This is a genomic window from Cellulomonas sp. McL0606 (assembly GCF_058248365.1).
The window spans coordinates 842,837-869,615 of sequence record NZ_CM177779.1; the positions used below are offsets into that span (position 1 = coordinate 842,837).

Genomic DNA, 26,779 nt, shown 5'->3' on the forward strand with positions numbered 1-26,779 from the left:
GCCCGGCGGCGTCTGAGCGGCAGAATGTCTTTCTGTGAGCACCCCGTCGCAGGAATCGGCCAACCAACGCGTCGTCGTCATCGGCGGCGGACCCGGCGGCTACGAGGCCGCGCTCGTCGGCCGGCGCCTCGGCGCGGACGTCACGGTCGTCGAGGCCGCCGGCCTCGGTGGCGCAGCCGTGCTGACCGACGTCGTCCCCTCGAAGACCCTGATCGCGACCGCGGAGTGGATGACGATCGCCGACCGCGCCCCCGAGCTGGGCATCCGCCTGGACGGCACGGCCCTGGACGGCAGCGGCCTGGACCTCCTGCGCCACCGCATCGACCTCGCCGCCGTCAACACCCGCGTCAAGGCGCTCGCGACCGCTCAGTCGGCGGACATCCGCGCCCGGCTGGAGCGCGAGGGCGTCCGCATCGTCCTCGGCCACGGCCGGCTCGACGGACCGTCGCGCGTGCTGGTCACCACGCCCGACGGTGTCGACGACCTGACGCTCGACGCGGACGTCGTCCTCGTCGCCACCGGCGCCACCCCGCGGATGCTGCCCGAGGCCCAGCCCGACGGCGAGCGCATCCTGACCTGGACGCAGCTGTACGACCTGCCCGAGCTGCCCAAGAAGCTCATCGTCGTCGGGTCCGGCGTCACGGGCGCCGAGTTCGCCGGCGCGTACACGTCGCTGGGCGCCGAGGTGGTCCTCGTGTCCAGCCGCGACCGGGTGCTGCCCGGCGAGGACGCCGACGCCGCCCAGCTGCTCGAGGACGTGTTCAAGACCCGCGGCATGACCGTGATGTCGCAGTCGCGGGCGTCGAAGGCCGTCCGGACCGCCGACGGCGTCGAGGTCACCCTGGCCGACGGGCGGGTGGTCGAGGGCACGCACGTCCTGTTCGCCGTCGGCTCGATCCCGACGTCGCGCGGCCTCGGGCTGGAGGAGGCCGGGGTCCGGCTGACGCCGTCCGGGCACATCGAGGTGGACAAGGTCTCACGCACCAACGTCCGGGGCATCTACGCGGCCGGCGACGTGACCGGTGTCCTCCCGCTCGCCTCCGTAGCGGCCACGCAGGGGCGCCTCGCGATGGCGCACGCGCTCGGCGACGCCGTCGCGCCGCTCTCGCTGCGAGGGGTGTCGTCGAACATCTTCACGATGCCCGAGATCGCCACCGTCGGCCTGACCGAGACCCAGATGCAGGCGCGCGGCATCACGTACTCCGTCAGCATGCTGCCGCTGGCCCGCAACCCGCGCGCCAAGATGCTCGGCGTCCGCGACGGGTTCATCAAGATCTTCGCCCACGCGGGTTCGGGCGTCGTCGTCGGTGCGGTCGTGGTGGGTCCCCGCGCGAGCGAGTCGATCTTCCCGCTGACGCTCGCCGTGAAGTACCGCATCACCACCGACCAGATCGCCGAGACGTCCACGGTCTACCCGTCGATGTCCGGGACGATCGCCGAGGTGGCGCGCATGCTCCACCACCGCATCGAGGACTGATGTGTGGGGCGCCTGCGCGCCCCTCCTCACTCGCGCTCGGCCCGTGCGAGCAGGAACTCGTTGACCGCGGCCGCCATGGGCTGGTCCAGCTCGAGCGCCTGCAGGTGGGAGATCCGCACGGCCAACGGCGCGTCCGACGTCGCGACCTCCAGAACCCGTGACTTGAGGTCGTACGAGATCTGCGCGCGGTCGAGGAGCGCGAACAGGCGGCTCGGCACGTCGTTGGACGCGAGCCGCGGTCGTGGTCCGACCGACACCGTGAACGCCTCGCCGACAGGGACGTCGTCGACCGTCACCGAGACCCGGCCGTCCCGCCGGGCGGTCCGTGCGTCCGGGACGTCCACCGTGGGGTCGGCGCCGTCGAACGCGACGAACGTGACCGTCCATCGGCGGCGCGCCGGCAGGCAGTCGGTCTGCCCCTCGGCGGGGGAGACCGTGAGCGTCCCGGACTCCTGGTCGAACGTCAGGGCCGTGCGGACGGTGCCGGCGTCGGTCCCGTCGTCCTCGACGAGCGTGAACGCACCGTCGGCGCCGACGACGACGAGGACCTCGAGCCGCGACGGGTTGACCGGGTCGTTCCCGAGCACGTCGTCGCCGTCGAGCACCACGATCGCCCCGGACCGTGCGAGGACGGGGATCGTCGCGAGGTCCCGGTGCATCAGGAGCTGCCGGTCGCCGTCGTAGACGAGGCCGGTGAGCACGTCGACCCAGGTGCCGGCCGGGAGCCAGGTCCGTACGGCGGCCGTGCGCGTGCGGGCGTCCGCGGGCTCGGTGATCGCGGCGACCATCAGCTCGCTGCCGAACAGGAACTGGGCGGGCGCGTCGTAGGCCTCCGCGGCGTCGGGCCACTGATGGTAGAGCGGCTCGACCAGGGGCCGCCCCTCATGCGCGGCCCGGTGGTTCATGGAGTGCAGGTACGGGACGAGCCGGTGTCGCAGACGCAGGTGGGCCGCCATGACCGCGTGCGCGGCCGGCTCGAACGTCCACGGCTCCTTCGTCGAGAAGGCGTTCGCGGTTGAGTGCAGGCGCAGGATCGGGGAGAAGACACCCAGCTGCACCCAGCGCGTGGCCAGCTCGTCGTCCTTGGCGCCGAACATGTGGCCACCGATGTCGTGGCTCCACCAGCCGTAGCCGATGTTGGCGGCCGCGGCGGTGAAGTGCGGTTGGAACGCGAGCGACGCCCAGGAGATCACCGTGTCGCCGGAGAATCCGACGGGGTAGCGGTGGCTCCCCGGCCCGGCGAACCGGGAGAACGTCAGAGCGCGCTGTCCGTCGCGTGCCGAGTCGAGGAAGTGAAAGTGGTTGAGCATCCACAACGGGTCGATGCCCGCCACGCGCGAGTGCGGCCCCGACTGCCAGTCGAGCCACCAGAAGTCGACGCCGTCCCGCTCGAGGCCTCGGTGCAGCACGTCGAAGTAGGCGTCGAGGAATGCGCGGTCTGTGACGTCGAACGGGATCGGGTCGCCAGAGTCCGCGGACCGTCCCAGCGCCGCCGCGACGGCCGGGTACGCCTCTTCGTGCGCGCGCACGCCGTCCGCCGGATGGACGTTGAGCGTCACGCGCAGGCCACGGTCGTGCAGCGACGCCAGGAACGCCGCGGGATCCGGGAAGAGCTCACGGTTCCACGTGTAGCCGGTCCAGCCGCTGCCGATCGCCGGGTCGATCTCCGTGAGGTGCCAGTCCATGTCCAGCACGGCCACGGCGATCGGGATGTCCTCGGCGACGAACCTGTCCAGGATCGCGGAGTAGCTGTCCGACGTGTACCGGTGGTACCGGCTCCACCAGTTGCCCAGCGCGTAGCGCGGCAGGACCGGCGTGGGACCCGAGACCGCGTACAGGGCCTGGACGGCGGCGCGGTAGTCGTGGCCATAGGCGAAGACGTAGAGGTCCGTGCGCGATCCGTCGCGGGGTGTCACCCAGCCGTCGCTCTCGAGAAGCATCGAGCGGGAGTCGTCCAGGACGGCGAACCCCTCGCGCGACACGACGCCGGGCTCGAGCGGGACCGCTCCGTCGGCCCCGTCGAGGGTGCGCGCGGTCCCGCCCAGGCTTGGCTGGTCGTCGCCGAACCGCCAGACCGAGTGGTACGAGCTGACGCCACCGCGGACGGAGACGCTCAGCCCGCTGGTGCTGAAGGGCCCACGGTCGTACACGAGGTGCAGCCGGTCGGTCAGCACCTCGAGGTGCGTGTCCGACGAGATCACGCGGAACTCGGGCACCGGCAGCTCCCTGTTGAGGGCGAACGTCGAGGCGCGGTCCTCGAAGACCCCGTCGGGCGAGTGCTCGAGCCGCAGCAGCCCGTCGGTGAGGACGGTGACACGGAAGCGATCTCCGACGACGGTCGCGCGCGGGTCTGCGACGGGACGGGAGGGCAAGGGCAGCCGGACGGTCATGGGTCGAGGATCCTCCCGTCGGGGACGGACGGCGCGGCCGGGGGCCGGACGGCACGACGCGCACCGGCGTCGCCCTCGTGGTCCGCCAGTCGAGCGGACCCGCGAGCTCAGCCGACGGAGAGTCGGGCAACGACCGGCAGGTGGTCCGACTCCGTGTTGCCGGGCAGCGCCTTCGACGACGTGAACGTCACGCCCTGGCCGAAGACCCAGTCGATGCGTTCCGTGGGATCGAGGCTCGTCGACGTGTTCTGCGACGGGTCGCCGGCCGCGTCGATCGCACTGATCCAGCCGGCGTCCGTCAGGAAGGTGATCTCGGGGGAGCCCGGAGTCGCGTTGAAGTCGCCGGCGAGCACCTCGGGAGGCGTGACGGGCGCGGCGGTCGTCAGGGCCTTGAGCTGGTCCAACCGGGTCGGGGTGTTCGACGCGCGGTGCTGCAGGTGGACCGAGGTCACGCGCAGCGAGGCTCCGGAAGCCGTGGTCAGCGTCGTCGCGAGGGCAGACCGCTTCTGCGGGCCGTCGCCGTAGGGCAGCTCGTGGATCGCGACGTCGGTCAGCCCGGACCGAGCGAGCACGGCGTTGCCGAACTGACGGTCCGCGGCGGGGGCGAACTCGATCGTCATGCCGAGCCGGCGGGACAGCCACGTGGCCATGTCGGCGCCACCGCCGAAGATCCAGCCGCGTTCGACCTCCTGCAGCGTGACGACGTCGGGGTGCTGGGCCTCGATCGTGGAGGCGACGTCCTCGAGCTCGACGCCGGTCAGGGGCGAGACGCCGTAGTGCAGGTTCCAGTCGACGAGCGTCACGGTGTCGCCGGCGGAGTGCGCCGGCACGGACGGCGTGGACAGGGCGACGAGGCCGATGGTTGCCAGGACGAGCGCGGGCAGCACGAGCAGCCGGACGGAGGCCATGCTGCGGGGGAGCCGGTCGGCGGAGCGCCCGAGCGGCGTGCGGCGGCGCAGGCCGGACAGGGCGAGCGCGCCCGCGGTCACGACGACGACCCACGCGTTGTCGATGCCGAGCGGCACGTCGTAGTCGAGCATGTAGATCAGCAGCGGCGCGATGGTCAGCACCCCGACGGTGAGGGTTGCCATCGCGGTCCGGGCGATGCCGCGTGGGGCCGGTCGGTGCGCGCTGAACGCCGCCGAGAGCACGACACCGAGGCAGACCTCGAGCACGGCGATCGCGACGAGCGCCCAGACGTCGGTGATCCACAGCGCGCCACCCACGCCGATGACGAGGAGCACGGCGGCGCCCACGCGCCACGGCGCCGACCACTGCGCGGGCCGGAGCAGCAGACCGGCGCCGACGAAGTTCGCGGCGACGAGCACGATCCCGGCCGTGCGGAGCGACGAGCCCGACTGCGAGGCCGCGAACGCGGGGTTGGCGACGACCATCGCCGCGATCGCCAGGAACGGCCCGAGGGCCCAGAGCCGGCGGGGACGGCCGGTGGGCTCGCTCTCGGCGGTGGTGAGCGCCGCGAGCGCGCGGGCCGTGCCGACCAGGAACAGCCCGAGCACCACGGCGACGATCCATCCGGACCAGCCGGGCTGCCACAGCGCGTCCCAGGTGCCCAGGAGCAGCTGCAGCCCGACGGACAGCCCGCACCCGAGCACGAGGCCGACGGCGGCCTGCCGACCGCCCGAGGGACGTCCCGCGACGAAGGCGACGGCCAGCGTGAGCATCCCGACCGCCACGGCGACGGTGAGGAGGCCGACGACATTCAGCGCGAGCCCGTCGAGACCCTGGATCACGACGCGCAGGGCGGCGAGCAGCAACGTGCCCAGCAGCAGGCTGCGGGCGTCGGGCACACCGGACGAGCACCGGCAGAGCACGAGGACGAGGGCGACCACCAGGCCCGCGCCGGCGTAGGTGCCGAGGGACGCGAGCGCGGCGTCGATGGTGCCTACCGTGAACGCCCGGTCCAGCAGGGGCCCGCTGGCGCGGACCATCTCGAGGGCCATCACGGTCAGCAGCGCGACGAGCCACACCCGGGTGGGCGTTCCGGCGTCGAGCGGGGTGCGCGCCGGCTGCTCAGTCGTCACGCGCGGCAGAGTACCCCGGCGGCTACCGGAACAGAGCCTGGCCGACGTACGGGCTCGCGGCCGTGGTCACGGGCGTGCCGTCGGCGCCGAGGACCAGCGACCCGTCGGGCAGCCCGGGCGGCACCGCGTAGAGCCCCGAGGCGGTGTGCGTGAGGTACTCCATGAGCCCGTCCTGGCTGGACAGCTGTGACTGCATCGGGATGTAGTGCGTCCGCGGGTCCGTGACGAACGCGAGGAAGAACAGCCCCGCGTCCAGGCGGCCGAGGCTGTCGTTGCCGTCGGTGAAGTTGTACCCGCGGCGCAGCATCCGCACGCCCTTGTTCTCGGTCGGGTGCGCCAGCCGCACGTGCGAGTCGAGCGGGATCAGCGGCTTGCCGTCGCCGCCCTTCGCCGTGAAGTCGGGCTCGGTGAACTCCGTGCCGCCTGACAGGGGGGCGCCGTTGCCCTTGGTGCGTCCGACGAGGCCCTCCTGCTCGCCGAGCGAGGTGCGGTCCCACGTCTCGATGCGCATGCGGATGCGACGGGCGACGAGGAACGAGCCGCCGGCGAGCCACGCGGAGTCCGTGCTGAGGGCGGCGTCGTCGACCCAGACGTGCTTCTCGAGGTCGGCGGCCTCCTCGGCCTTGACGTTGGCGGTGCCGTCCTTGAAGCCGAACAGGTTGCGCGGCGTGAGCTGGGCGGTGCTCGTCGACGAGGTCCGGCCGTAGCCCAGCTGCGTCCAGCGGATGGTCGCGGTGCCGAAGGCCGCCCGGGACAGGTTGCGGATCGCGTGCACGGCGATCTGGGGGTCGTCGGCGCAGGCCTGCACGACGATGTCGCCGTCGCTGCGGGCCGGGTCGAGGTCGTCCTTGGCGAAGTGGGGCAGGTCGACCAGGCCGTCGGGCAGCCTGTCGGCCAGGCCGAAGCGGTCCGTGCCAGGCGTGCCGTCGGCGTTCCGTGTGCCGACGAACAGAGAACGGCCGAACCCGAAGGTGATGGTCAGGCCGGCGGGCAGCAGGTCGGCGGCCTCGCCGGTGTCGTCGGGCGGCGCGTTGTACGGGCCGGACGCCGGGCCGTACGGGCCCGCCGACAGACCCTGCGTGAGCCGCGCGGCGATCGTCGTCCAGGTCTGCAGGAGGGCGACCAGCTCGTCGCGGGACGTCGTCGTGAGGTCGAAGGCGGCGAGGTAGAGCCGGTCCTGCGCGGGTGTGACGATGCCGGCCTGGTGCTCGCCGGTGAACGGGTACGTGCCCGCTCCGGCGGCGGGCGCCGCGTCGGGCGCGGTCGCGCGACCGACACCGAAGCCGGTGGCGGCAGCGAGACCGACCGCGAGGCCGCCGCCCAGCCCCAGGAACCCTCGCCGCGAGATGCGGGAGCGTCCGGGCTCGGTTGCGGGCTCGTCGGGGGGGCCGGGCGGGTCCGTGGGGGCGGACACGTGACTCCTTGGACGAAGGGACGGACTAGCTGCCCGTCACGGTGGTGGTGAGCTGCGAGAGCGGCTCGGAGAGGGCGTCGACCGACGAGGCGAAGGCCTTGATCTCGTCGGGCGTCAGCTTGTCGTAGTAGGTGAAGCCGCTGTCGAACGAGCCCTGCGCGGCCAGCAGCGCGAACGTCTCGGCGAACCGGGTGTCCAGCTGCTTGGCCAGGTCGGGGTCCTGGGCCGCGACGACGTCACCGAGGACCTCGTAGGCGACCTTGGCGCCCTCGACGTTGGCCTGGAAGTCCCAGAGGTCGGTGTGCGACCAGATCTCCTCCTCGCCGGTGACCTTGCTGGCGGCGACCTCGTCGAGCAGCCCCTTGGCGCCGTTGGCGATCTGGAAGGCCTCGAGCGTGAAGGTGGGGGAGGTGACCTCGTCGGCCAGGGCCTGGGTGTTGCTCACCAGGTCGGCGGCCGCAGCCGTGCGCTGGTCGGGGGTCAGCGGCACGTACGCGACGCCGCCGTTGGCGTCGGCCGTGGGCTGCCACAGGTCCTTCTCGATCATGTGCCAGCCGGTCCACGTCTGGCCGGCCTCGACGTCGGCCTCGCGGGCGTCGAGCTTCGGGTCGAGCTCGCCGAACGACTCGGCGACGGGCTCGATGCGCTCGTAGTGGCTGCGCGCGTCGGCGTACAGCGACTCGGCCTTGGCGTCGTCACCGGCGCCGTAGGCGTCGGCGAACGCCTGGGTGCTCGTGAGGAGCGCGCCCACCTGGTCCTTGACGTAGGCGAGGTACTGCGCCGAGGCGGCCGTGAGCTGGTCGGCGGTGTCGCCGGTCGGGCCGACCTGCGCGCCCGAGTCCGTGACCGTGAACGGGCTCCGGATGCCGTCGCCCACCATGCCGGGCTTGCACGCGGTGAAGTATGTGCCGGGCTTGACCTGGACGACGAGGTCGCGGGACAGCCCGGGCCCGATGTTCTCCACCTCGGAGACGACCCGCAGCCCGTCGTCGCTCAGCAGGTAGAACTCGGTGACGTCGTTGCCCGCGTTGGTGACCGAGAACTGCACGTTGCCCGACGGTGCCGTCGCCGCGGAGACGTCGCACGCGTCCGCGGTGGACGTGACGGTGATCGCGCCGGCCGAGGCGCTGGCCGACGCGCCGGCCGTGTCGTTGGAGACACAGCCCGCGGCGAGCGGCAGCACGAGGGCCGCGAGGGCAGCGGCGGTCAGGACAGGGCGGCGGGACATGGGTCTCCTCGAGACGGATGCATGAGGCGCCGGTCGGGCGCCAGGTCAAGGACGGTCGGTCAGGCTGCGGACGCGGTGACCGCCGGCGCGGGAGCGGCGGGTCGCGACGGGGCGTGGCCCCAGGTGGTGCGGATGAAGATCGTCAGGGTCGGCACGAGGTACGCGATCCAGACGAACGCCTGGAGCCAGGTGGTGGCGGGCGAGAAGTTGAAGACGCCCTTGAGCAGCGAGCCGTACCAGCTGCTGGGCGGGACGGTCGACGAGACGTCGAACGCGAGGTTGTTCACGCCGGGCAGGATGCCGGCCTCCTGCAGGTCGTGGACGCCGTAGGCCAGCACGCCGGCCGCGACGACGATGAGGAACAGCCCCGTCCAGGCGAAGAAGGTGCGCAGGTTGAGCTTGAGCGCGCCGCGGTAGACCAGCCAGCCGAGCACGACCGCGGTGGCCAGGCCGAGCGCCGCGCCGACGAGCGGGGCCGCGTTCCCGGTGGTGCCGGGGGCGGTGCCGCTGGTCGCCTGCGCGCCGGCCCACAGGAACAGCGCCGTCTCCAGGCCCTCACGTCCGACCGCCAGCAGCGCGACGACGAAGACCGCCTTCTGCCCGCCGCCGATGGCGTCGTCGAGCTTGTGGTGCAGGCCGGCCTTCATGTAGCGGGCCGTCTTGGCCATCCAGAAGATCATCCAGGTGATCAGGCCGACCGCGACGATGGACAGCGTCCCGCCGATGGCCTCCTGCGCCTCGAACGACAGCCCCTGCGGCCCGAACGTCAGCAGTGCACCGAACCCGAGGGCGACGAGGATCGCGACCCCGACTCCCGTCCAGAGGGCGGGGCTGGTCGCGGCGGTCGGACTTCACCAGGTAGGCAACGAGGATGCTGACGACCAGCGCGGCTTCGAGGCCCTCACGCAGACCGATGAGGTAGTTGGCGACCATGGGTGCTTCCGTCAGGAGGGAGGTGGCAGGAGCCGTGAGGACAGGCTTACCTCACTGCTCGGCGACACTACCCCTGAGGGTGCCCTAAGTGCGACCTCCGTCCGGTACCTGACCCTGTGAATCGGGTCACCGGTCGAGCGGGTCCCGCAGCCGGGCAAGCAACGTCGGCCATGCGTCCGCGAACGCCGGGAGCAGGGGGAGGGTCGCGACGTCGTCGACGGGGACCCAGCGCAGCTCGAGGCTCTCCGCGTCCGTGACCGTGGGATGCACGGGCGAGATCTCGTCGGCCAGGACGGTGGTGTAGGACCAGTCGGGGTGCGCCAGCACGTGCTGGCCGCGCACCCGGACGCTCACCGGGTCGATGCCGGCCTCCTCGGCGGCCTCGCGCAGGGCGGCGTCGACGGCGGTCTCCGACGGCATCCGTGCGCCGCCCGGGATGCCCCACGTCCCGCCGTGGTGGCTCCACTCGACCCGGTGCTGCAGGACGACCGCGACGGCACGGCCGTCGTCGTCGCGACGCACGAGGAGCAGCCCGGCGGCGCCGAAGAGGCCCCAGTGACTCACGCCGCAGGCGCACTCGACCCAGCCGTCACCCGGCTGGCGTTGGCGGTGCGGCGGTTCCACGCGTGCGGTCAGCCGACGATCTCGCAGATGGCCGTGCCCGCGCTCACGCTCGAGCCGACCCCGGCGGACAGCGCCGTCACGGTGCCGGCGCGGTGCGCCACGAGCGGCTGCTCCATCTTCATCGCCTCCAGCACGACGACCAGGTCGCCCTCGGCCACCGTCGCGCCCTCGGCCACGGCGACCTTGACGATCGTCCCCTGCATCGGCGAGGCGAGCGTCGTGCCGTTCGACGAGCTCGTCTTTGCGGCCCGCCGGACCGGGCGTCGCGCGGCGGGCGCCGCGCGACCGGCGGCACCGCGACCGAAGGCCAGTGCGGCGGGCAGGACGACCTCGATGCGCTTGCCGCCGACCTCGACGACGACCCGCTCGAGCGCGGCCGGCTCCTCGTCGTCGTCGGCCGGCGGTGCCGGCGTCGAGGCGCCGAGCGCGGCGACGGTCTCGGCGAACTCGGTCTCGATCCAGCGGGTGTGGATGGTGAACGGCTCGTCGGGGTCCGCGGGCGCGAACGCCTTGGCGTCCAGCACGGCACGGTGGAACGGGACGACCGTCGGGATGCCGACCACCTCCAGCTCGGCCAGCGCGCGGCGGGCCCGCGCCAGGGCCTGCGGGCGGTCGGCGCCGGTGACGATGACCTTGGCGATCATCGAGTCGAACAGGCCCGAGACGCTGTCGCCCTCGACCACGCCGGAGTCGACGCGCACGCCGGGTCCGGTGGGCAGCCGCAGCGTGGTGATCTTGCCGGGGGCGGGCAGGAAGCCCGCCGACGGGTCCTCGCCGTTGATGCGGAACTCGATCGAGTGCCCGCGGGTCGGCACGCTGTCGTATCCGAGGGGCTCTCCCGCCGCGATGCGGAGCTGCTCGAGGACCAGGTCGATCCCGCTGACCTCCTCGGTCACCGGGTGCTCGACCTGCAGCCGTGTGTTGACCTCCAAGAACGAGATCGTCCCGTCGGTGGCCACCAGGAACTCGCAGGTGCCGGCGCCGACGTAGCCGGCCTCGCGCAGGATCGCCTTCGACGACTCGACCAGCTGCTCGTTCTGCGCGTCGGTGAGGAACGGCGCGGGCGCCTCCTCGACCAGCTTCTGGTGCCGGCGCTGCAGGGAGCAGTCACGCGTCGACACGACGACCACGGTGCCGAACTGGTCGGCCAGGCACTGCGTCTCGACGTGCCGGGGGCGGTCGAGGTACCGCTCGACGAAGCACTCGCCACGCCCGAACGCTGCGACGGCCTCGCGGACCGCGGACTCGAACATCTCGTCGATCTCGTCGACGTCGCGAGCGACCTTCAGGCCGCGGCCGCCGCCGCCGAACGCCGCCTTGATCGCGATCGGCAGGCCGTGCAGCTGCGCGAACGCGTGGATCTCGTCGACACCCTCGACCGGGTCGGGGGTGCCCGCGACCAGGGGTGCGCCGGCGCGCTGGGCGATGTGCCGCGCGCTGACCTTGTCGCCCAGCGACTCGATGGCCGACGGCGGGGGGCCGATCCACGTCAGCCCCGCCTCGATGACCGCCTGCGCGAACGCCGCGTTCTCCGCGAGGAAGCCGTACCCGGGGTGCACGGCGTCCGCGCCGGAGCGGCGGGCGACGTCGAGCAGCTTGGGGATGTCGAGGTAGGTCTCGGCCGCACGGGAGCCGCCGAGCGCGAACGCCTCGTCGGCGATGCGGACGTGCACCGCCTCCCGGTCCGGGTCGGCGTAGACGGCGACGGAGCCGATCGACGCGTCGCGACAGGCACGGGCGATGCGGACGGCGATCTCACCGCGGTTGGCGATGAGGACCTTGGAGATGGCGGGCACGGCTCACCGTAACGCGGAGCCCGGCTCTGGCCCGTGCCGGGAGCGCGTGCCCCGGCAAGATTGGGGAACCGGCCAAGGTCCACCGGTCGGTTTTTGTAGGGATCCGACGACGACCGGGGTCTGAGGTTCGCGCTGCGAGCCCGCCTTTGTCGGCTCCGGACAAGATCAGGCGGTGCGCCAGAGGTCGGGGATGGTCACTCCGACCGACCCGAGGAGCTCGCGCAACAGGGGGAGGCTGATCCCGACGACGCCGTGGTGGTCGCCCTCGATCTTCTCGACGAACGGGCCGCCGAGCCCGTCGATCGTGAACGCGCCCGCTACCGCGAGCGGTTCGCCCGTCGCCACGTAGGCGTCGATCTCGTCGTCGGAGAGGTCCGCGAACATCACGGTGGTCGACGAGGTCGCGCCGAGCATCGTCGGCGTCGCGCGCTCGTCCATCAGCCAGTGCCCGGTGTGCAGGACGCCGGTGTTCCCGCGCATCGCGCGCCACCGGGTCCGGGCCTGGTCGGCGTCCGCCGGCTTGCCGTAGATCCGGCCGTCGAGCTCGAGCATCGAGTCGCAGCCGAGCAGGAGCAGGTCGTCGGCGTCTTCGAGGTCCTCGGGCAGGTTCCGCGACACGTCCTCGACCTTGGCCTGGGCCAGCAGCAGGACCGCGTCCGCGGGGTCCAGCGCGCCGAACCGTTCGGTCGCGGCCGCCAGCACGGCGTCCTCGTCGACCGTCGAGACGGCGACGAGCGGGTCGATGCCCGCGGCGACGAGGGTGGCGCGACGAGCGGGCGAGGCGGAGGCGAGCAGCAGGCGGGTCACGGGACGCGAGCCTATGCCGGTGGGGGAGCGGTGCTGTCGCGGACCACCAACGTGACCGGGACCATGTGCTGCGCCTGGTCGGGGGCCTCCCCCGCGCGTTCTCGGGCGATCGACCGGGTCAGGGCACCCGCCGCGGCCTTGCCCTTGGCCTCGAAGTCCTGCCGGACGGTGGTCAGGGTGGGCCGCAGCCGACGCGCGAGCGGGACGTCGTCGTACCCGACCACCGACACGTCCTGCGGCACGCGCAGGCCGCGCTGCTCGGCGGCGTGCACCACCGCGGCGGCCATCAGGTCGGAGAAGCACAGCACCGCGGTCGGGGGCGTGTCGCCGGCGAGCATCGCGCGGGCGCCCTCCGAGATGTACGGCTCCATGTTGTCGAAGACCTCGTACGTCACCGGGGTGACGCCGCCGGACGTGAGGGTCTCGACCCAGCCGAGCTGGCGCTCGCGGGCGACGAAGCCGCTCGCCGCCGCCGTGACGTCCGGCGCCCAGCCCGGGGGGACCTCGACGTTCATGGTGAGCGTGGCGATGCGGCTGTGACCGAGGTCGAGCAGGTGCTGGGCGCCGAGGCGGGCACCCTCGCGCTCGTCGAGGATCACGCTGGCGGCACCCGGCCGGGGGTCGCCGTCGACGAACACGAGCGGGAAGCTTGCGGCGCACGAGCCAGTCCACCGCGGGGTAGTCGGCCGCGCAGCCGTAGACGAGCGCCGCGTCCATGGGGATGTCGCGGGCGGGGATCATGCCCTCGGCGCCCGTGGCCGGGAGCAGGACGACCGCCAGCCCGGTCGGGGCAGCTCCTCGGCCACCGCCCCGAAGAACGCCGCCGCGATCGGGTCGCGGAACGCGGCGCCCACGGACTCGGTGAGCAGGACGCCGACCGCACCGGTGGTGCCGCGGGCGAGCGCGCGCGCCGACGGGTCCGGGCCGACGTAGCCCAGCGTCGCGGCGGCGTCGAGGATCGTGCGCCGCATCTCGGCCGAGAGCTGGTCGGGGCGCGAGAACGCGTTGGACACGGTCATCCGGCTGACGCCGACGCGGTCCGCGATCGTCTGAAGCGTCACGCGCGCCACGGGAGCACCGCCGTCCGGGTTCGCGTGCAGGTCCGCCGTCGCGCTGCCGCCCCTGCGCACGGCGACACCCTGTTCCGCTCCATGCGGGACAGGGTAGGTCGCCGAGGCGCCGGTCACCGCGTCGCCGTGCCGCCCCGGGGTGCGGTCGTCGGCGCGATCGCGTCCGCGAGGTGGTGCAGCACGCCGGCCACGGACCGTCGTGTGCGCGCCGCGGGCGGTCGGCGCTCGTGATGGGGGCGGGGTCGCCCGGTCACGACGACCGGGGCCTGTGGCTGGGCGCTGTGCGCCTCCTGGTAGGTGGCGGGCGGCCCGAAGAGGAGCCCGAGCTGGGGTCCGTCCATGGACATGGTGTCCTCGCTCTCATCGGCGGTCGGAACGTTCTATACCGATAAAGTAGCCCAGGACCCTATACCGGTCAAGACGAATATCGGACAGGACTTCCGACCCGGTCCGGGGGCACAGGGGAGCAAGGCAGAATGGAGCCGCAGTGGTCGGGTCGCGGCGGGCGGTACCGCCGGCCCGGGCGGGTGGGCGCAGGTGCCCGACCGAGGGCATGAGGAGAGCAGATGGCTGACGCGGCACGAGCGTCGTCGAAGGGCCTGGACGACGGCGTCCACGATCCCGAGACGGACCTCGACGAGCTCGACGACGACCTGGACGACTACGTCGACCCCGATCCCGAGCTGCGCGAACCGCCGACCCAGCGGTGGCGGCGTCGGACGGCGATCGAGATGGTCCTGTCCGGGGCGTTCGGCCTGCTCGCGTCGTTCGTCCTGTCGATCGACGCGCTCAAGCTTGCCGCGGACCCGAAGGCCGGCCTGAGCTGCAACCTCAACCACATCATCAACTGCGGTGCGGTGGCCAAGACCTGGCAGGCGCACCTGCTCGGGGACTTCTTCCCCAACGCGTTCCTGGGGATCGCGGCCGAGTCCGTGGTCATCACCATCGCCGTCGCGATCCTCGGCGGTGTCGTGTTCCCCCGCTGGTTCATGCTCAGCGCGCAGGCCATCTACACGGTCGGCTTCGTCTTCGCGTGGTGGTTGTTCGCGCAGTCGTACTTCGTCATCCACGCCCTGTGCCCCTGGTGCCTGCTCATCACCGTCACGACGACCCTCGTGTGGGCCGGGCTGACGCGGCTGAACGTGCGCGAAGGGGCGATCGACATCGGAGTCGGTGCGCGACGGTTCGTCGAGCACGGGAACGACTGGTTCGTCACGGGTGCGGTGATCGTCCTGATGTTCGCGGCGATCGTGCTGCGGTACGGCTCGCAGCTGATCGCCTGAGGCTCAGGCCGCTCAGGCGGCTCAGACGGCGAACGCCTGCTTGAGCACGTCGAGCGGCAGCGAGCCCATGCTCAGGGCGCGGGCGTGGAACGCGCGGATGTCGAACTCCTCGCCTGCGGCAGCGGCCTTGGCGGCGGCCTCGTCGCGGGTCTGCTCCCACAGGCGCTGGCCGATCTTGTACGACGGCGCCTGCCCGGGCCAGCCGAGGTACCGGTTCCACTCGAACCGGATGAACGCCTCGGGCATGTTCACGTTGGCCCGCAGGAACTCCCAGCCCTTGTCGGCGTCCCAGGTGCCGCCGCCCCACTCAGCCGGCGCGGGCAGTCCCAGGTGGACGCCGAGGTCGAAGACGACGCGTGCCGCCCGCATGCGCTGGCCGTCCAGCATGCCGAGGCGGTCGCCCGGGTCGTCGAGGAACCCGAGGTCCGCCATGAGCCGCTCGCTGTAGAGCGCCCAGCCCTCGCCGTACCCCGAGGTCCAGCACGCGAGCCGACGCCAGCGGTTGAGCGTGGCCCGCTCGAAGACCGCCTGGCCGATCTGCAGGTGATGCCCGGGGACGCCCTCGTGGTAGACGGTCGTCTTCTCGCGCCAGGTGTTGAACGTGGTGACCTCGGGCGGTACCGACCACCACATGCGTCCCGGGCGGCTGAAGTCGTCGCTCGGCCCGGTGTAGTAGATGCCACCGTTCTGGGTCGGCGCGATGCGGCACTCCAGGCTGCGCAGCTCGTCGGGGATGTCGAAGTGTGCGCCGTCGAGGGCCTCGATCGCGGCGTCGGCGGTCTCCTGCATCCAGGCCTGCAAGGCGTCGGTGCCGGTCAGCAGGCGGGACGGGTCGACGTCGAGCACGGCGACGGCATCGGCGACCGACGCCCCGGGCCCGGCGATCTGCGCGGCGACGGCCTCCTGCTCCGCGACGACGCGGGCGAGCTCCTCGAGCCCCCACTGGTAGGTCTCGTCGAGGTCGACCGTCGCGCCGAGGAACTGCCGGGACCACAACGCGTACCGCTCCCGCCCGACCCCGTCAGCCGCCGGCGCGAGGGGAGCGAGCTCGTCGCGCAGGAAGGCGGCGAGCGTGCCGTAGGCCTGTCGCGCGGCCGCGGCGCCGTGCTCGAGCTCGGCACGCACGAGGGAGCAGGCCGCCGACTCGTCCAGCACGGAGTCCACCAGCTCACCGGTGATGAACGTGGTGAAGAACGACCCCTGCGGGTCGGCCAGCTCGTCGGCCTGCCGGGCGGCCTCCTCGACCTGGCGCGCGGACGCGACGCCCGAGAGCTCGACGCCGAGCCGCAACGACGCGACGTACCCGTCGATCGCGAACGGCAGCGCGTTCAGCCGGGCCGCGATGTTCGACCAGGCCTCGACGGTGTCCGTGGGCATGACGTCGAAGATGTCGCGCAGGTTCTGGACGGGCGAGGCGATGTTGTTCAGGTACCGGTGCTCCTCGCCGGTGTCGTAGAGCTCGACCGCCAGACCCAGCCGCTCCTGCATCGCCGCGAGGGTCAGCTCGTCGACGAGGTCCACGGGCGTCGCGCCGCCGAGGCGTTCGAGGGTCGAGCGCGCGAGCGCGGCACGCTCGTCGAGACCGGCCGGCGAGAGGTCGGTCATCTCGTGGTCGTGGCCCGCGATCCCGATCGCGGTCGCGGCCAGGGGATCGAGCACCGCGTACCGGGTCAGGTACTCCTCGGCGATCTCGTCGATGGTCGTGCTCGCGCGTTCCGGCATCCTCGTCACGCCGCCGAGCGTACTGGTCGGTACGTCGCGGCGCCCGGGGTTTCGGTGTTGTGCCATGTTCTTGCGGGTCAGGCGCGCAGGCTCCAGCGCCAGGCGTCGGGACCCGGCCGCAGCGCGTCGTCGCGCACCCCGCGCATGGTCCGCCGCCGGTCCGCCCACGGCGCCGCGACCGCGTCGACGGCCGCCTCGGCGTGGAGCGCGCGCTCGGAGGCAGCCGCCATCAGGCCCGCGACGAGCGCCGCGAGCTCCACCTCGTCGGGCGTACCGCGGACGACCTGCATCTGCGTGCTCTCAGGCGCGTCGCTCACGCGTCGTCCTCGTCCTCGTCGTCCTCGTCCTCGTCCTCGTCCTCGTCCTCGTCCTCGTCGAAGTCGAACGGCGCGCCGCGCGAGGCGCCCCAGCCGTCCACGACGAACCCCGCCTCCACCAGCCGGCCGGCCAGCTCGGAGCCGCCCTGCTCGACCAGGTCGAGCACCGAGTCGAGCGTCAGGTCGGACGTGCCGACCGGAGGGCCGACGAGGAAGCCCAGGTGGAACGTGTCCACCTCGAGCGGGTCGGGCAGGCCGTCCGCGTCGCCCTCGTCCTCGTCGCCCCAGGACATGCCGGTGAGGTCGGCATGCAGGCCGAGCCGGTCGTGCAGCGCGTCGTAGAGACGCGCGTTGAGGCTGCCGATCTCCGACTCGATCGCCAGGATGCGCGGGTCCTCGTCGGCCTCGGTCGAGCCGAACTCGGCGCGCACGCCGACGGCCGTGTCGACGTAGCCGTGCAGGGCGGCGGCCAGCTGGTCGACCACCGCGTGCAGGTCGGCCCCGTCGACGCCGTGCAGCGGCTCCGGCCCGTGCGCGGCGTGGTCGTGCTCGTGCTCGTCGTGACTCATAGGGGGATGTTCCCGTGCTTCTTCGGGGGCAGCGACGCCCGTTTGGTGCGCAACAGGCGCAGGGCCTTGGTGACCTCGGCGCGGGTCCGGCTCGGGGCGATCACCGCGTCGACGTAGCCGCGCTGGGCGGCGTCCCACGGGTTCACGATGGCCTCCTCGTACTCCGCGGTCAGCCGGCGGCGTTCTGCCTCGACGTCGCCGTCGGCATCGGCCACCTTCTTCAGGGCCCCGCGCTGCAGGATGTTCACCGCGCCTCCGGCCCCCATGACGGCGATCTGCGCCGTGGGCCAGGCCAGGTTGACGTCGGCACCGAGCTGCTTGGAGCCCATGACGATGTAGGCGCCACCGTACGCCTTGCGGGTGATCACGGTGACGAGCGGGACGGTGGCCTCGGCGTAGGCGTAGATGAGCTTGGCGCCGCGCCGGATGATGCCGTTCCACTCCTGGTCGGTGCCCGGCAGGAAGCCCGGGACGTCGACGAACGTCAGCACCGGGATGTTGAACGCGTCGCACGTGCGCACGAAGCGGGCGGCCTTCTCGGCGGCGTTGATGTCGAGCGTCCCGGCCATCGACATCGGCTGGTTGGCGACGATCCCGACGGGGTGACCCTCGACGTGCCCGAACCCGATGAGCACGTTCTGGGCGTACAACGGCATGACCTCGAGAAGTACACCGTCGTCCAGGACGTGCTCGACCACGGTCCGCATGTCGTACGGCTGGTTGTCCGAGTCGGGCAGGAGCGAGTCCAGCGCCTCGTCGTCCTCGGACACCGACAGGTCGGCCACGTGGTCGAAGGTCCACGGGTCGGTGAGGTTGTTCTGCGGCAGGTACGTGAGCAGCGCGCGGACGTAGTCGAAGGCGTCGTCCTCGTCGGAACCCATGTAGTGCGCGACGCCGGAGCGGGTGTTGTGCGTGGTCGCACCGCCCAGCTCCTCGAACCCGACGTCCTCGCCGGTGACCGCGCGGATGACGTCCGGGCCGGTGATGAACATGTTCGACGAGCCGTCGGCCATGACGATGAAGTCGGTCAGCGCGGGGGAGTACACCGCTCCGCCGGCCGACGGACCGAGGATCAGGCTGATCTGCGGGATGACCCCGGACGCCGCGACGTTGCGGCGGAAGATCTCGGCGAACTGCGTGAGTGCCGCGACGCCCTCCTGGATGCGCGCGCCGCCGCCGTCGCTGATGCCGATGAGCGGAACCCCGGTGCGCAGGGCGAGGTCCATCACCTTGGTGATCTTCTCGCCGTGCACCTCGCCGAGGCTCCCGCCGAAGACCGAGAAGTCCTGCGAGTAGATGCAGACCGGGCGGCCGTCGATCGTGCCGTGCCCCACCACGACGCCGTCGCCGGGGACCCTCTTCTTGTCGAGGCCGAAGTTCACCGACCGGTGCTGGACGAACGCGTCGAGCTCGGTGAACGAGTCCTCGTCCAGCAGCTGCTCGATGCGCTCACGGGCCGACCGCTTGCCGCGCGCGTGCTGCTTGTCGACGGCGTCCTGCTCGGCCGCGGCCTGGGCGTCGTACCGCGCCCCGAGGTCCGCGAGCTTGCCGGCCGTGGTGCGCGGGGCGCTTTGCTGGATCTCAGTCACCCGACGAGGCTAGTTGTCGATTGCCTCCATGCACGTGCAGGCGCATCACGGTCTTCGTCGCGTCGGGGTGTCGGGTTCCCACAACCCGCGACAGGATGGGCGTCATGGCAGCCCCCCGACCCTCCCTGCGCGCCGACGAGCTCCGATCGCTCCTGCTCGCCCCCGACGGGCCCCTCGCGCGCGTCGAGATCGTGGCCGTCACGGAGTCGACCAACACCGCGGTGGTGGCCGACCTGCGGGCCGACCCGACGTCGTGGCCCGACGGCAGCGTCCTCGTCGCGGAGCACCAGGCCGGTGGGCGCGGCCGGGCGGGCCGCTCGTGGGAGACCCCGCCCGGCACGTCGTTGACCTGCAGCTTCGTGGTCCGACCGCCCATCCCGACGTCGTCGCTCGGCTGGCTCGGTCTGCTCGCCGGGCTGGGTGCGGTCAACGCGCTGCGCGCCACCGCGGGCGTCCCGGCGATGCTGAAGTGGCCCAACGACCTGCTCGTCCCCGCCGACACCGAGGTCGAGGGCTGGGGTGCGGCGCGCAAGATCGGCGGCATCCTGGCCGAGGTGGTGCCGCTCGACGACGGCGGTCCCGCGGCGGTCGTCATCGGGATCGGCATCAACGTCTCGCAGGACGCCGACGAGCTGCCCGTGGCCAGCGCCACGTCGCTCGCCCTGGCCGGCGCTCACCACGTGGACCGGGAGGGGATGCTCGTCGCACTCGTCGAGGCCCAGCTCGAGGTGGCCCGCCGGTGGCGCGACTCCGGCGGGGACGCCGCGGCCTCGGGGCTCGCCGACGAGGTCGCGCGTGTGTGCAGCACCCTCGGCGACACCGTGCGGGTCGAGCTGCCCGGCGGGTCGTTCGTCGACGGCGTCGCGGAGCGGCTCGCGCACGACGGCGGTCTGGTCGTGCGGGACGGCTCCGGCGCCGAGCACCACGTGCTCGCGGGTGACGTACGCCACGTTCGCACCGCCGGGTGAACTACCCTCGATCCGTGCCGGACGATCGATCGCAGGACCTCGACTTCCTCGAGTCGACGGTGGGTGGCTCGAGGCCGAGCTGCTCGGCGGCCCGCGCACCCTGAGCGCCCGCGACCTCGCGGATCGCGCCCACATCGAGATCGAGATCGTGCACGGCTTCTGGACGACCATGGGTCTGCCGCACGCCGACCCGGACGACAAGGTCTACACCGAGCGCGACGCCGAGGCGGTCGACCGGGCCACCGCGCTGGTGCGCGACTACGGCCTGGACCTGAGGACCGTCATCACCGTCACGCGCGCGCTCGGGCACACCTCCGACCGGCTCGCCCTCTGGCAGGTCGAGGCGCTGGTCGAGGACATGGCCGATCGGTACGAGCTGGACGACACGTCCGCGCGGCTGCTGGTCCTGGACCGGCTCGGTGCTCTCGCACCCATGCTCGAGGCGCAGCTGGTCCACTCCTACCGTCGCCAGCGCGGCGATCGCCGGCCGGTACGCCGCCGAGTTCGGCGAGCTGCGTGCGCCGGGTCCCGACCGCTCGGCCCTCCCCCTGGCGCGGGCCGTGGGCTTCGCGGACATGGTCTCGTTCACGCGCCGGACCGCGGGCCTCGGGTCCACCGACCTCTCGCAGTTCGTCCAGCGGTTCGAGACCGCCGCCCGCGACATCGTCTCCGCCGGCGGCGGCCGCGTGGTCAAGACCATCGGGGACGCCGTCCTGTTCGTCGCCGACGACGCTGCGACCGGTGCCGCGATCGCGCTGCGGCTGGCCGACGCCCTGGGCAAGGAGCTCGACGTCGACCGCGAGACCACGACCGGCGGCCTGTTCGAGGGCGCGCGCGGGGTGACGCCCGTGCGTGTCGGGCTCGTCTGGGGGCGCGTGCTGTCGCGGTTCGGTGACGTGTTCGGGCCGCACGTGAACCTCGCCGCGCGGCTCACGGACATCGCCGACCCGTCGACGGTCTACGTCGACGAGGCCACCGCGCAGGTGCTGGCCACGGACGACCGCTTCGTCCTCGAGCCCCGGCCGCCGCGCGAGACTCTCGGGGATCGGCACGGTCACTCCGGTGCGTGTGCACGCCGCGGGCTGACGATCAGGTCGCCTGGGCCTGGGCTCTCACGTCTGAGGCGGGTCGTCCAGCGGGACCTCCTCGACCAGCGTCGGGTCGTTGTTGGCCACGGAACCGACCGCGGTCGACACCGGGGTCGCGACGATGTCGGGCGCGGGCGCCCGAAGCAGCTCGGCCGCGCGGGCCGCGCCGACCGCCGGGTCGAGCCAGGCGGACCAGGCGTCCCGCCGGAGCATGAGCGGCTGCCGGTCGTGGATGTGCGCGAGCTCGTCGGACGCCGGCCGCGTGATGACGGTGGTGCTCACCACCCAGCGCTCGGGGTCGTCGTCGGCCTTCGACGGGTCCTTCCAGAACTCGTACAGCCCGGCCAGCGCGACGACGTCCCCGTCGGCGGGGTGCAGGTAGAACGGCTGCTTCCGCTTGCTGGTGGAACCCGGCTCCGGCTTCTTCCACTCGAAGTAGCCGTCGGCCGGCAGCAGCGCCCGACGGGCCGCGAACGGGCGGGCGAAGGCCGGCTTGTCGGCGATCGACTCGACGCGCGCGTTGATCATGCGGTTGCCGACCGAGATGTCCTTGGCCCACGACGGAACCAGTCCCCAGCGCGCCACCCGGGCTGCCGGGTGATCTCGCCCGTCTGTCGGTCGGCGCGCTCGACGACCATCCGCACGCCGTCCGTCGGCGCCACGTTCCACGACGGACCCAGCAGGCGGACGTCGTCGGCGATCGTCGCGATGGCGAACTCGTCGGCAAGCGCCTGGTCCTCCCGGAAGGAGGCGTATCGACCGCACATCCACCCAGCCTGCCAGCCGCCACCGACATCGCACCCGGCTCCGGCACGCCCGGTCACACACGGGCGAACGTCACATCGAATCGATTCGACAAACGGCCGGGGCAATGAAAACATCGATCCCGATGGCTTGCGCACCACCTCCCCCGCCACGACCGCTCCGACCGCAGCAGCGGCCGGCCCCGCCGCACCCCAGCGCACGTACACCCCGGACGTCCGGTACGTCCTGCTGCTGGGCATGATGTGCGCGCTGCCGGCCATCTCGGTCGACATCTACCTGCCCTCGCTGCCCGAGGTCGCGCGCGACCTGCACACCACCGCGACCATGGCGCAGCTCACCATGACGGCGATGCTCGTCGGCGGGGCGGCCGGGCAGCTCGTGATCGGCCCGCTCTCGGACCGGTTCGGTCGACGCCTGCCGGTGCTGCTCGGGGTCGCGATGCACGTGGTGACGTCGCTGCTGTGCATGATCGTGCCGGCGATCGGCCCGCTGATCGTGCTGCGGACGTTCCAGGGGTTCTTCAACGCGGCGGCCTCCGTGGTCGCGATGGCGATCATCCGCGACCGGTTCGTGGGCTCCGACGCGTCCCGGCTGATGTCCCGGCTCATGCTCGTGATCGGGGTCGCTCCGCTGTTCGCCCCGTCGATCGGCGGACTCATCGCCGGGCAGCTGGGCTGGCGCGCGGTCTTCGGCGCGCTCGCCCTGTTCGGCGCGACCCTGTGGGTGGTCGTCTGGCGTCGGATGCCGGAGACCCTGCCTCCCGAGCGTCGGCGCGTCGGCGGCCTGGGCACCGCGGTGGCGGGCTACCGCCACCTGGTCCGCGACCGCCGGTTCGTCGCGCTGGCGATCCTGCCGGGACTCGGCGTGGCGGTGCTCATGGCCTACGTCGTCGGCTCGCCGTTCGTGCTCCGCGAGGGGTACGGGCTCACGTCGGGTCAGTTCGCGCTGCTGTTCGCCGTCAACGGGGTCGGCCTGGTCCTCGGCGCGCAGGTGAACGCCTCGCTCGTGCGGCGCGTGGCACCGATCCGGATCCTGAGGGTGGTGCTGCCGATCTCGGTGACGCTCGCCCTGGTGCTGCTCGCGATCGCCGTCACCGGCTGGGGCGGCCTGGCAGCGCTGCTGGTCGTGCTGTGGCTCATCCTGTTCATGGTCAACTTCGTGCCGCCCAACGCGTCCGCGCTGGCGCTCACGCGGCACGGCGCCATCGCCGGCACCGCGGCGGCGGTCATCGGGGCGACGCAGTCGGGCGTGTCCGGCGTCATCAGCCCGTTGTCGGGGCTGCTCGGCGGTGACGCCGTCGCGATGGCCGGGGTCATGCTCGCGGCGGCCGTCGGAGCGCTCGTCGTCCTCGCCGTCGGAACGCCCGCGTACCGGCGCGACGGTGCGTGGTCGGGCGCGTCGGCCGTCCTGGACTGATCGCGCGTCCAGGTCCACGGGACCGGTGCCGCACCGCGAAACGCACATCGCCGGACAAGTCGCACGGGTGAAGTCGAGATCTCGGCGGGTATCCACCCGAACGGCGTAGGGCCCGCAGTCGGACTCCTCGTAGCGTGCCGCGAACTCGCCCGAAGGGCCGTGCGCAGGCAGGCAGTGTCCGACGCGCGACGCAGCCCTGCGGGCATCCGGAAGGAACCGTCAGCCCGTGCTCCGTCGCCTCGTGCTCAGCGTCCTCGTGTGCGTCCTCGCCCTCGGGGGTGCCGCCGTGCCCGCGCTCGCGTCGGGAAGCTCCGACCTGTTCCCGCAGACCGGCGGGGTCGACCCTGCCTGCAGCGGCACCACGTTGTGCCGGGCCGCCATCGAGTGGCGGACGAACGCGTACGGACCCGCGGGTGCCGGCGAGACGCGCATCCAGCGGCGGACGCTGTTCTCGGTGTTCGTGCGCGCGGGCGAGCAGATCCTGACCGGGTCGTCGTCGGTCGGTACGGGGGCGGCCGACATCGCGATCTGGAACCCCGGCCAGATCACCGATCCCGAGGCGGCGGTCCTTCCGACCGTGGCCGACGGGTCGAACGGTTTCCTGTGCTCCGCGCACCGGACGACGCCTGCGACCGGGCTCATCTCGACGCGGGCCCAGGAGCTGGCGCGCGCGCAGGCGGTCGACGGGTCGGCCAACACCGCCGGCTACGTGCCGTGCGTGTACGTCGCGCCCACCACGGGTCTCTACCGCGTCGCGTTCTACGGGTCCGCGGGTCCGGACGGGACAGCCGACGGGACGCCCGACCCGGAACTCGCGCCGACGACGTTCCGGTCCGACGCCGGGACGGCCGTCAACGCCTGGGACGTCACGGTCCGCGCCGCGGGCGACCTCGCGACGGCGACCGACATCCCGGGCCGGGTGTTCACCTACGTGCTGGCGGCGTTCACCGGCGGCAACCCCCGGCCCGTGACGATGTCGATGTACCTGAACACGCTCGACGGCTACCGGTACCTGGTGAACACGAACGGCTTCGACCCGAACGGCTTCGTCTTCTACGGAAACCGTGAGGGCTTCCTGGACGCGGACGGCGTGACGCCGCTCAACCACGACGTCGTGGGATCGGGCGCCCAGCCGCAGCAGCTGCCCGCGCTCGACGGCGGCGTCCACCTGGCCAGACCTCAGTACCCGTTGTCGTTCGAGCCCCTCGCACCCGAGACCCTCGCTGCCCTGGGCATCCCGGGCACCCCGGTGCCGCCCGTCCTCAGCGCCGTCGACTTCACGGGCCGGGCGACCGCCCACGGCAGCTACCGCGCGCAGGGTGGCACGTTCACGCTCAACGCCGGGACCGGCGGCACCTACGAGATCGTCATCTCCCGGGACGGCATCAGCTACGACCCCGGTCTGCCCACCAACCGCGCGCTGCGCGGCGTCGTCGGCGCGGGCGTCTCGACCGTCTCGTGGGACGGCAAGGACAACGCCGGCGTCCCGTTCCCCGTCAAGACGGGCTACCAGGTGAAAGCCGTGCTGCGGGCGGGGGAGTACCACGCGCCCATGCTCGACGTGGAAAGCTCGACCCATGGTGGTCCCAGCATCACGCTGCTGAACCCGCCGAACGGGGTCTGCCCGTTCTCGCTGGCCGCCAGCACCGGCACCAACTGCACCAGAGTCTTCTTCGACGACCGCAGCTACACGTCGAGCGCTGGCGTGCTCGTGGGCGACGCGGCGAGCGGGCTCCTCTGCCCGTCGTTCATCGGCGCGCTGCCCGCGAGCCCCTTCGCGGACCCGGCCACCGGCGTCGACAGCGCGAGCACGGCGCGCGCGTTCGGAGACGGGCTCGGCGCGAACGCGAACTCGCGCTGCGCGCCCAGCAACGGCACCCTCGGCGACTCCAAGGGGCTGGACGTCTGGACGTACTTCCCGTCCCTGCAGTTCCAGACGGCCCTCGACGTCCTCCCGCTGCCCGCCGTCCCGGTGGCGGCGGACGACTCCGGCACGACGACGGTCGGCACCCCGCTCGTCGTCCCGGCCACAGGGATCCTGGCCAACGACACCGGCACCCGGCTCACGGTGAGCACGAGCGTGACGACCCCGCCGGTCAACGGGTCGGTCGTGCTGGGCACGGACGGCTCGTACACCTACACGCCGGCGGCGGGCTACCTCGGCACCGACAAGCTTCGTCTACACGGTTGCCGACGACGCGGGCCAGACCGCCTCGGCGACCGTGCACCTCACGGTCACGCCCCGGGCGGTCGACGACACGTGGACGATCCCCGTCAACACGACCCTGGTCGCCTCGCCGGGCGTCCTGACGAACGACGCCGGCGCGCCGCTGGTCGCCACGCTGCTCACGGCACCGTCGCACGGGGCGCTCACGCTGCGCACCGACGGAACCTTCGACTACGTCCCCACGCACGACTTCTCCGGGCCCGACACCTTCACCTACCAGGCGAGCGGCGGCGGGCAGTCGGCCTCGGCCACCGTCACGATCGTCGTCACGCCCACGGCGGCGGACGACGACGCCGGCACCATCGCGCCGAACATGACCCACGTCGCCGGTCCCAGTGTGCTCACCAACGACGACGGCACCGACCTGCACGTGATCACCGCCGGGGCACCCGGGCACGGCACCGTCGTCGTGGACCCCAGCGGCCGCTTCCGCTACACGCCGAACCCCGGCTGGGGCGGCACCGACGCGTTCACGTACGACGCGGTCGACGGCTCGGGCCAGCCGGTGTCGGCCGTGGTGATCGTGCGGGTCACGGCCCCGGTCCAGCTCGCCGCAGCGGTCGACGACTCGGCGGTCGGCACACCCGACCAGCCGGTCCTGCTCGCCGAGCTGGACAACGACGTCCCCGGCGACAACCTGGCCTTCGACACGAGCACCGTCCGGCTGGTCGATCCGGCGGGCGGTCCGTCCGTCACCGACGTGACGGTCGCCGACGAGGGCACGTGGCTGGTCACCCCCACGGGCATCCGCTTCACGCCCGTGCCGGGGTTCGCCGGGTACGCGAACCTCCGCTACAGCGTCTCCAACACCGCGGGGCAGACCGTCTCGGCCCGGCTCACCGTCCGGTACCCCGCGGCACCGTTGATGGCGCTGCCGACGACCGTCTCGGACCCGCTGCCCCCGGTGGTGGCCGACCCGCCGGCGACGGATCCGTCCCTGGCGTACACCGGCTCCGACCCCGTCGGCGGGCTGACGGCCGCGCTCGCCCTGCTGAGCGTGGGTGCCGTACTCGTCGTCGCCCGCCGACGCATCCGGGGTCGCGCCTGACGGTGC

23 protein-coding genes and 4 pseudogenes are annotated in these 26,779 nt (G+C 72.6%); 8 read left to right on the plus strand and 19 right to left on the minus strand.

The features are described 5' to 3' along the window. Positions 1-34 precede the first annotated feature (34 nt). Positions 35-1,477, plus strand: coding sequence for an NAD(P)H-quinone dehydrogenase (locus tag AC38ZX_RS04355; protein WP_491296460.1), 1,443 nt, complete (start codon positions 35-37; stop codon positions 1,475-1,477). 26 nt (positions 1,478-1,503) lie between these two features. Here AC38ZX_RS04355 and AC38ZX_RS04360 read toward each other — a convergent pair whose 3' ends face one another. From AC38ZX_RS04360 to AC38ZX_RS04410, 11 genes and pseudogenes are all read right to left on the minus strand, one after another. Next, entirely contained in the window at positions 1,504-3,867 is a 2,364-nt protein-coding gene (locus tag AC38ZX_RS04360; RefSeq protein ID WP_491296462.1) for a glycoside hydrolase family 31 protein, read from the minus strand. Between the two features lie 107 nt (positions 3,868-3,974). Beyond that, the gene (locus AC38ZX_RS04365) at positions 3,975-5,909 is read right to left on the minus strand and encodes an endonuclease/exonuclease/phosphatase family protein (protein WP_491296463.1); all 1,935 of its coding nucleotides are present in this window, start codon (positions 5,907-5,909) and stop codon (positions 3,975-3,977) included. A gap of 22 nt (positions 5,910-5,931) precedes the next feature. Beyond that, a complete protein-coding gene (gene efeB / locus AC38ZX_RS04370) occupies positions 5,932-7,323 on the minus strand; it encodes an iron uptake transporter deferrochelatase/peroxidase subunit (RefSeq protein ID WP_491296464.1) in 1,392 nt (463 codons plus the stop codon). A 25-nt stretch (positions 7,324-7,348) separates the two neighbouring features. Beyond that, entirely contained in the window at positions 7,349-8,551 is a 1,203-nt protein-coding gene (gene efeO, locus AC38ZX_RS04375; protein WP_491296465.1) for an iron uptake system protein EfeO, read from the minus strand. A 59-nt stretch (positions 8,552-8,610) separates the two neighbouring features. After that, positions 8,611-9,484 (minus strand): annotated as a pseudogene (gene efeU / locus AC38ZX_RS04380) (iron uptake transporter permease EfeU). Between the two features lie 126 nt (positions 9,485-9,610). Further along, positions 9,611-10,048, minus strand: coding sequence for an NUDIX domain-containing protein (locus AC38ZX_RS04385; protein WP_491296467.1), 438 nt, complete (start codon positions 10,046-10,048; stop codon positions 9,611-9,613). Positions 10,049-10,116: 68 nt separating this feature from the next. Then, positions 10,117-11,904: an acetyl/propionyl/methylcrotonyl-CoA carboxylase subunit alpha gene (locus AC38ZX_RS04390; protein ID WP_491296468.1), complete on the minus strand. Its 1,788-nt coding sequence runs from the start codon at positions 11,902-11,904 to the stop codon at positions 10,117-10,119. Between the two features lie 165 nt (positions 11,905-12,069). Next, positions 12,070-12,711, minus strand: coding sequence for a Maf family protein (locus tag AC38ZX_RS04395; RefSeq protein ID WP_426594639.1), 642 nt, complete (start codon positions 12,709-12,711; stop codon positions 12,070-12,072). 11 nt (positions 12,712-12,722) lie between these two features. Then, the gene (locus AC38ZX_RS04400) at positions 12,723-13,349 is read right to left on the minus strand and encodes a LacI family DNA-binding transcriptional regulator (protein ID WP_491296469.1); all 627 of its coding nucleotides are present in this window, start codon (positions 13,347-13,349) and stop codon (positions 12,723-12,725) included. A 99-nt stretch (positions 13,350-13,448) separates the two neighbouring features. Continuing rightward, a complete protein-coding gene (locus AC38ZX_RS04405) occupies positions 13,449-13,841 on the minus strand; it encodes a LacI family DNA-binding transcriptional regulator (RefSeq protein ID WP_491296470.1) in 393 nt (130 codons plus the stop codon). A gap of 53 nt (positions 13,842-13,894) precedes the next feature. Then, on the minus strand, positions 13,895-14,122 hold the full coding sequence (locus tag AC38ZX_RS04410) for a hypothetical protein (RefSeq protein WP_491296471.1): 228 nt from the start codon (positions 14,120-14,122) through the stop codon (positions 13,895-13,897). 225 nt (positions 14,123-14,347) lie between these two features. Between AC38ZX_RS04410 and AC38ZX_RS04415 the strand changes: the two genes are divergently transcribed. Continuing rightward, positions 14,348-15,064, plus strand: coding sequence for a vitamin K epoxide reductase family protein (locus AC38ZX_RS04415; RefSeq protein ID WP_426594643.1), 717 nt, complete (start codon positions 14,348-14,350; stop codon positions 15,062-15,064). Positions 15,065-15,085: 21 nt separating this feature from the next. Here the strand turns inward: AC38ZX_RS04415 and AC38ZX_RS04420 are convergent, their stop codons facing one another. The 4 genes from AC38ZX_RS04420 to AC38ZX_RS04435 all read right to left on the minus strand — a co-directional run bounded on the left by AC38ZX_RS04420 (position 15,086) and on the right by AC38ZX_RS04435 (position 19,261). After that, on the minus strand, positions 15,086-16,786 hold the full coding sequence (locus AC38ZX_RS04420) for a DUF885 domain-containing protein (protein ID WP_491297296.1): 1,701 nt from the start codon (positions 16,784-16,786) through the stop codon (positions 15,086-15,088). A gap of 77 nt (positions 16,787-16,863) precedes the next feature. Further along, positions 16,864-17,103: an acyl-CoA carboxylase subunit epsilon gene (locus AC38ZX_RS04425; protein WP_491296472.1), complete on the minus strand. Its 240-nt coding sequence runs from the start codon at positions 17,101-17,103 to the stop codon at positions 16,864-16,866. Then, entirely contained in the window at positions 17,100-17,672 is a 573-nt protein-coding gene (locus AC38ZX_RS04430; protein ID WP_491296474.1) for a hypothetical protein, read from the minus strand. The genes AC38ZX_RS04425 and AC38ZX_RS04430 overlap by 4 nt, the downstream gene beginning before the upstream one ends. After that, positions 17,669-19,261 (minus strand): acyl-CoA carboxylase subunit beta, encoded by a 1,593-nt coding sequence (locus tag AC38ZX_RS04435; protein ID WP_491296475.1) that lies wholly within the window; start codon positions 19,259-19,261, stop codon positions 17,669-17,671. Before AC38ZX_RS04435 ends, AC38ZX_RS04430 begins: the two co-directional genes overlap by 4 nt. A gap of 104 nt (positions 19,262-19,365) precedes the next feature. Between AC38ZX_RS04435 and AC38ZX_RS04440 the strand changes: the two genes are divergently transcribed. The 3 genes and pseudogenes from AC38ZX_RS04440 to AC38ZX_RS04450 form a co-directional block, all read left to right on the plus strand. Beyond that, on the plus strand, positions 19,366-20,229 hold the full coding sequence (locus AC38ZX_RS04440; protein WP_491296476.1) for a biotin--[acetyl-CoA-carboxylase] ligase: 864 nt from the start codon (positions 19,366-19,368) through the stop codon (positions 20,227-20,229). Further along, positions 20,198-20,620 (plus strand): annotated as a pseudogene (locus tag AC38ZX_RS04445) (adenylate cyclase regulatory domain-containing protein); the annotation flags it as partial. The gene AC38ZX_RS04440 and the pseudogene AC38ZX_RS04445, both read left to right, overlap by 32 nt. A gap of 184 nt (positions 20,621-20,804) precedes the next feature. Continuing rightward, a pseudogene (locus AC38ZX_RS04450) lies at positions 20,805-21,191 on the plus strand (adenylate/guanylate cyclase domain-containing protein); the annotation flags it as partial. A gap of 150 nt (positions 21,192-21,341) precedes the next feature. On the opposite strand, the gene AC38ZX_RS04455 reads toward AC38ZX_RS04450, so the two are convergent. Together AC38ZX_RS04455 and AC38ZX_RS04460 are read right to left on the minus strand one after the other, a co-directional pair. Continuing rightward, a complete protein-coding gene (locus tag AC38ZX_RS04455) occupies positions 21,342-21,902 on the minus strand; it encodes an SOS response-associated peptidase (protein WP_491296477.1) in 561 nt (186 codons plus the stop codon). Next, positions 21,842-22,084 carry an SOS response-associated peptidase family protein gene (locus AC38ZX_RS04460; protein WP_491296478.1) on the minus strand — a complete coding sequence of 81 codons (243 nt, stop codon included), beginning with the start codon at positions 22,082-22,084 and terminating at the stop codon, positions 21,842-21,844. Before AC38ZX_RS04460 ends, AC38ZX_RS04455 begins: the two co-directional genes overlap by 61 nt. Before the next feature lie 127 nt (positions 22,085-22,211). Here AC38ZX_RS04460 and AC38ZX_RS04465 point away from each other — a divergent pair, with 127 nt between their 5' ends. Further along, positions 22,212-23,498, plus strand: a complete 1,287-nt coding sequence (locus tag AC38ZX_RS04465) for a multidrug effflux MFS transporter (protein ID WP_491297298.1) — start codon at positions 22,212-22,214, stop codon at positions 23,496-23,498. Positions 23,499-23,717: 219 nt separating this feature from the next. On the opposite strand, the gene AC38ZX_RS04470 is transcribed toward AC38ZX_RS04465, so the two are convergent. Together AC38ZX_RS04470 and AC38ZX_RS04475 are read right to left on the minus strand one after the other, a co-directional pair. Continuing rightward, a complete protein-coding gene (locus AC38ZX_RS04470) occupies positions 23,718-24,140 on the minus strand; it encodes a hypothetical protein (protein ID WP_491296479.1) in 423 nt (140 codons plus the stop codon). An 864-nt stretch (positions 24,141-25,004) separates the two neighbouring features. After that, on the minus strand, positions 25,005-25,160 hold the full coding sequence (locus AC38ZX_RS04475) for a hypothetical protein (RefSeq protein ID WP_491296480.1): 156 nt from the start codon (positions 25,158-25,160) through the stop codon (positions 25,005-25,007). Between the two features lie 310 nt (positions 25,161-25,470). On the opposite strand from AC38ZX_RS04475, the pseudogene AC38ZX_RS04480 reads away from it, so the two are divergent. Both AC38ZX_RS04480 and AC38ZX_RS04485 read left to right on the plus strand, forming a co-directional pair. Continuing rightward, positions 25,471-25,614 (plus strand): annotated as a pseudogene (locus AC38ZX_RS04480) (hypothetical protein); the annotation flags it as partial. Positions 25,615-25,720: 106 nt separating this feature from the next. Next, positions 25,721-26,773, plus strand: a complete 1,053-nt coding sequence (locus tag AC38ZX_RS04485; protein ID WP_491296481.1) for an Ig-like domain-containing protein — start codon at positions 25,721-25,723, stop codon at positions 26,771-26,773. The last annotated feature ends 6 nt before the right edge of the window (positions 26,774-26,779 follow it).

Excerpts from the sequence above, each read along its gene's own strand:
- AC38ZX_RS04360 (WP_491296462.1), bottom strand. The coding sequence starts at position 3,867 with ATGACCGTCCGGCTGCCCTTGCCCTCCCGTCCCGTCGCAGACCCGCGC.
- efeO (WP_491296465.1), bottom strand. The coding sequence starts at position 8,551 with ATGTCCCGCCGCCCTGTCCTGACCGCCGCTGCCCTCGCGGCCCTCGTG.
- AC38ZX_RS04410 (WP_491296471.1), bottom strand. The coding sequence starts at position 14,122 with ATGGACGGACCCCAGCTCGGGCTCCTCTTCGGGCCGCCCGCCACCTAC.
- AC38ZX_RS04415 (WP_426594643.1), top strand. The coding sequence starts at position 14,348 with ATGGCTGACGCGGCACGAGCGTCGTCGAAGGGCCTGGACGACGGCGTC.
- AC38ZX_RS04420 (WP_491297296.1), bottom strand. The coding sequence starts at position 16,786 with ATGCCGGAACGCGCGAGCACGACCATCGACGAGATCGCCGAGGAGTAC.
- AC38ZX_RS04430 (WP_491296474.1), bottom strand. The coding sequence starts at position 17,672 with ATGAGTCACGACGAGCACGAGCACGACCACGCCGCGCACGGGCCGGAG.
- AC38ZX_RS04440 (WP_491296476.1), top strand. The coding sequence starts at position 19,366 with ATGGCAGCCCCCCGACCCTCCCTGCGCGCCGACGAGCTCCGATCGCTC.
- AC38ZX_RS04460 (WP_491296478.1), bottom strand. The coding sequence starts at position 22,084 with ATGTGCGGTCGATACGCCTCCTTCCGGGAGGACCAGGCGCTTGCCGAC.
- AC38ZX_RS04470 (WP_491296479.1), bottom strand. The coding sequence starts at position 24,140 with ATGAGCCCGGTCGCAGGCGTCGTCCGGTGCGCGGAGCACAGGAAACCG.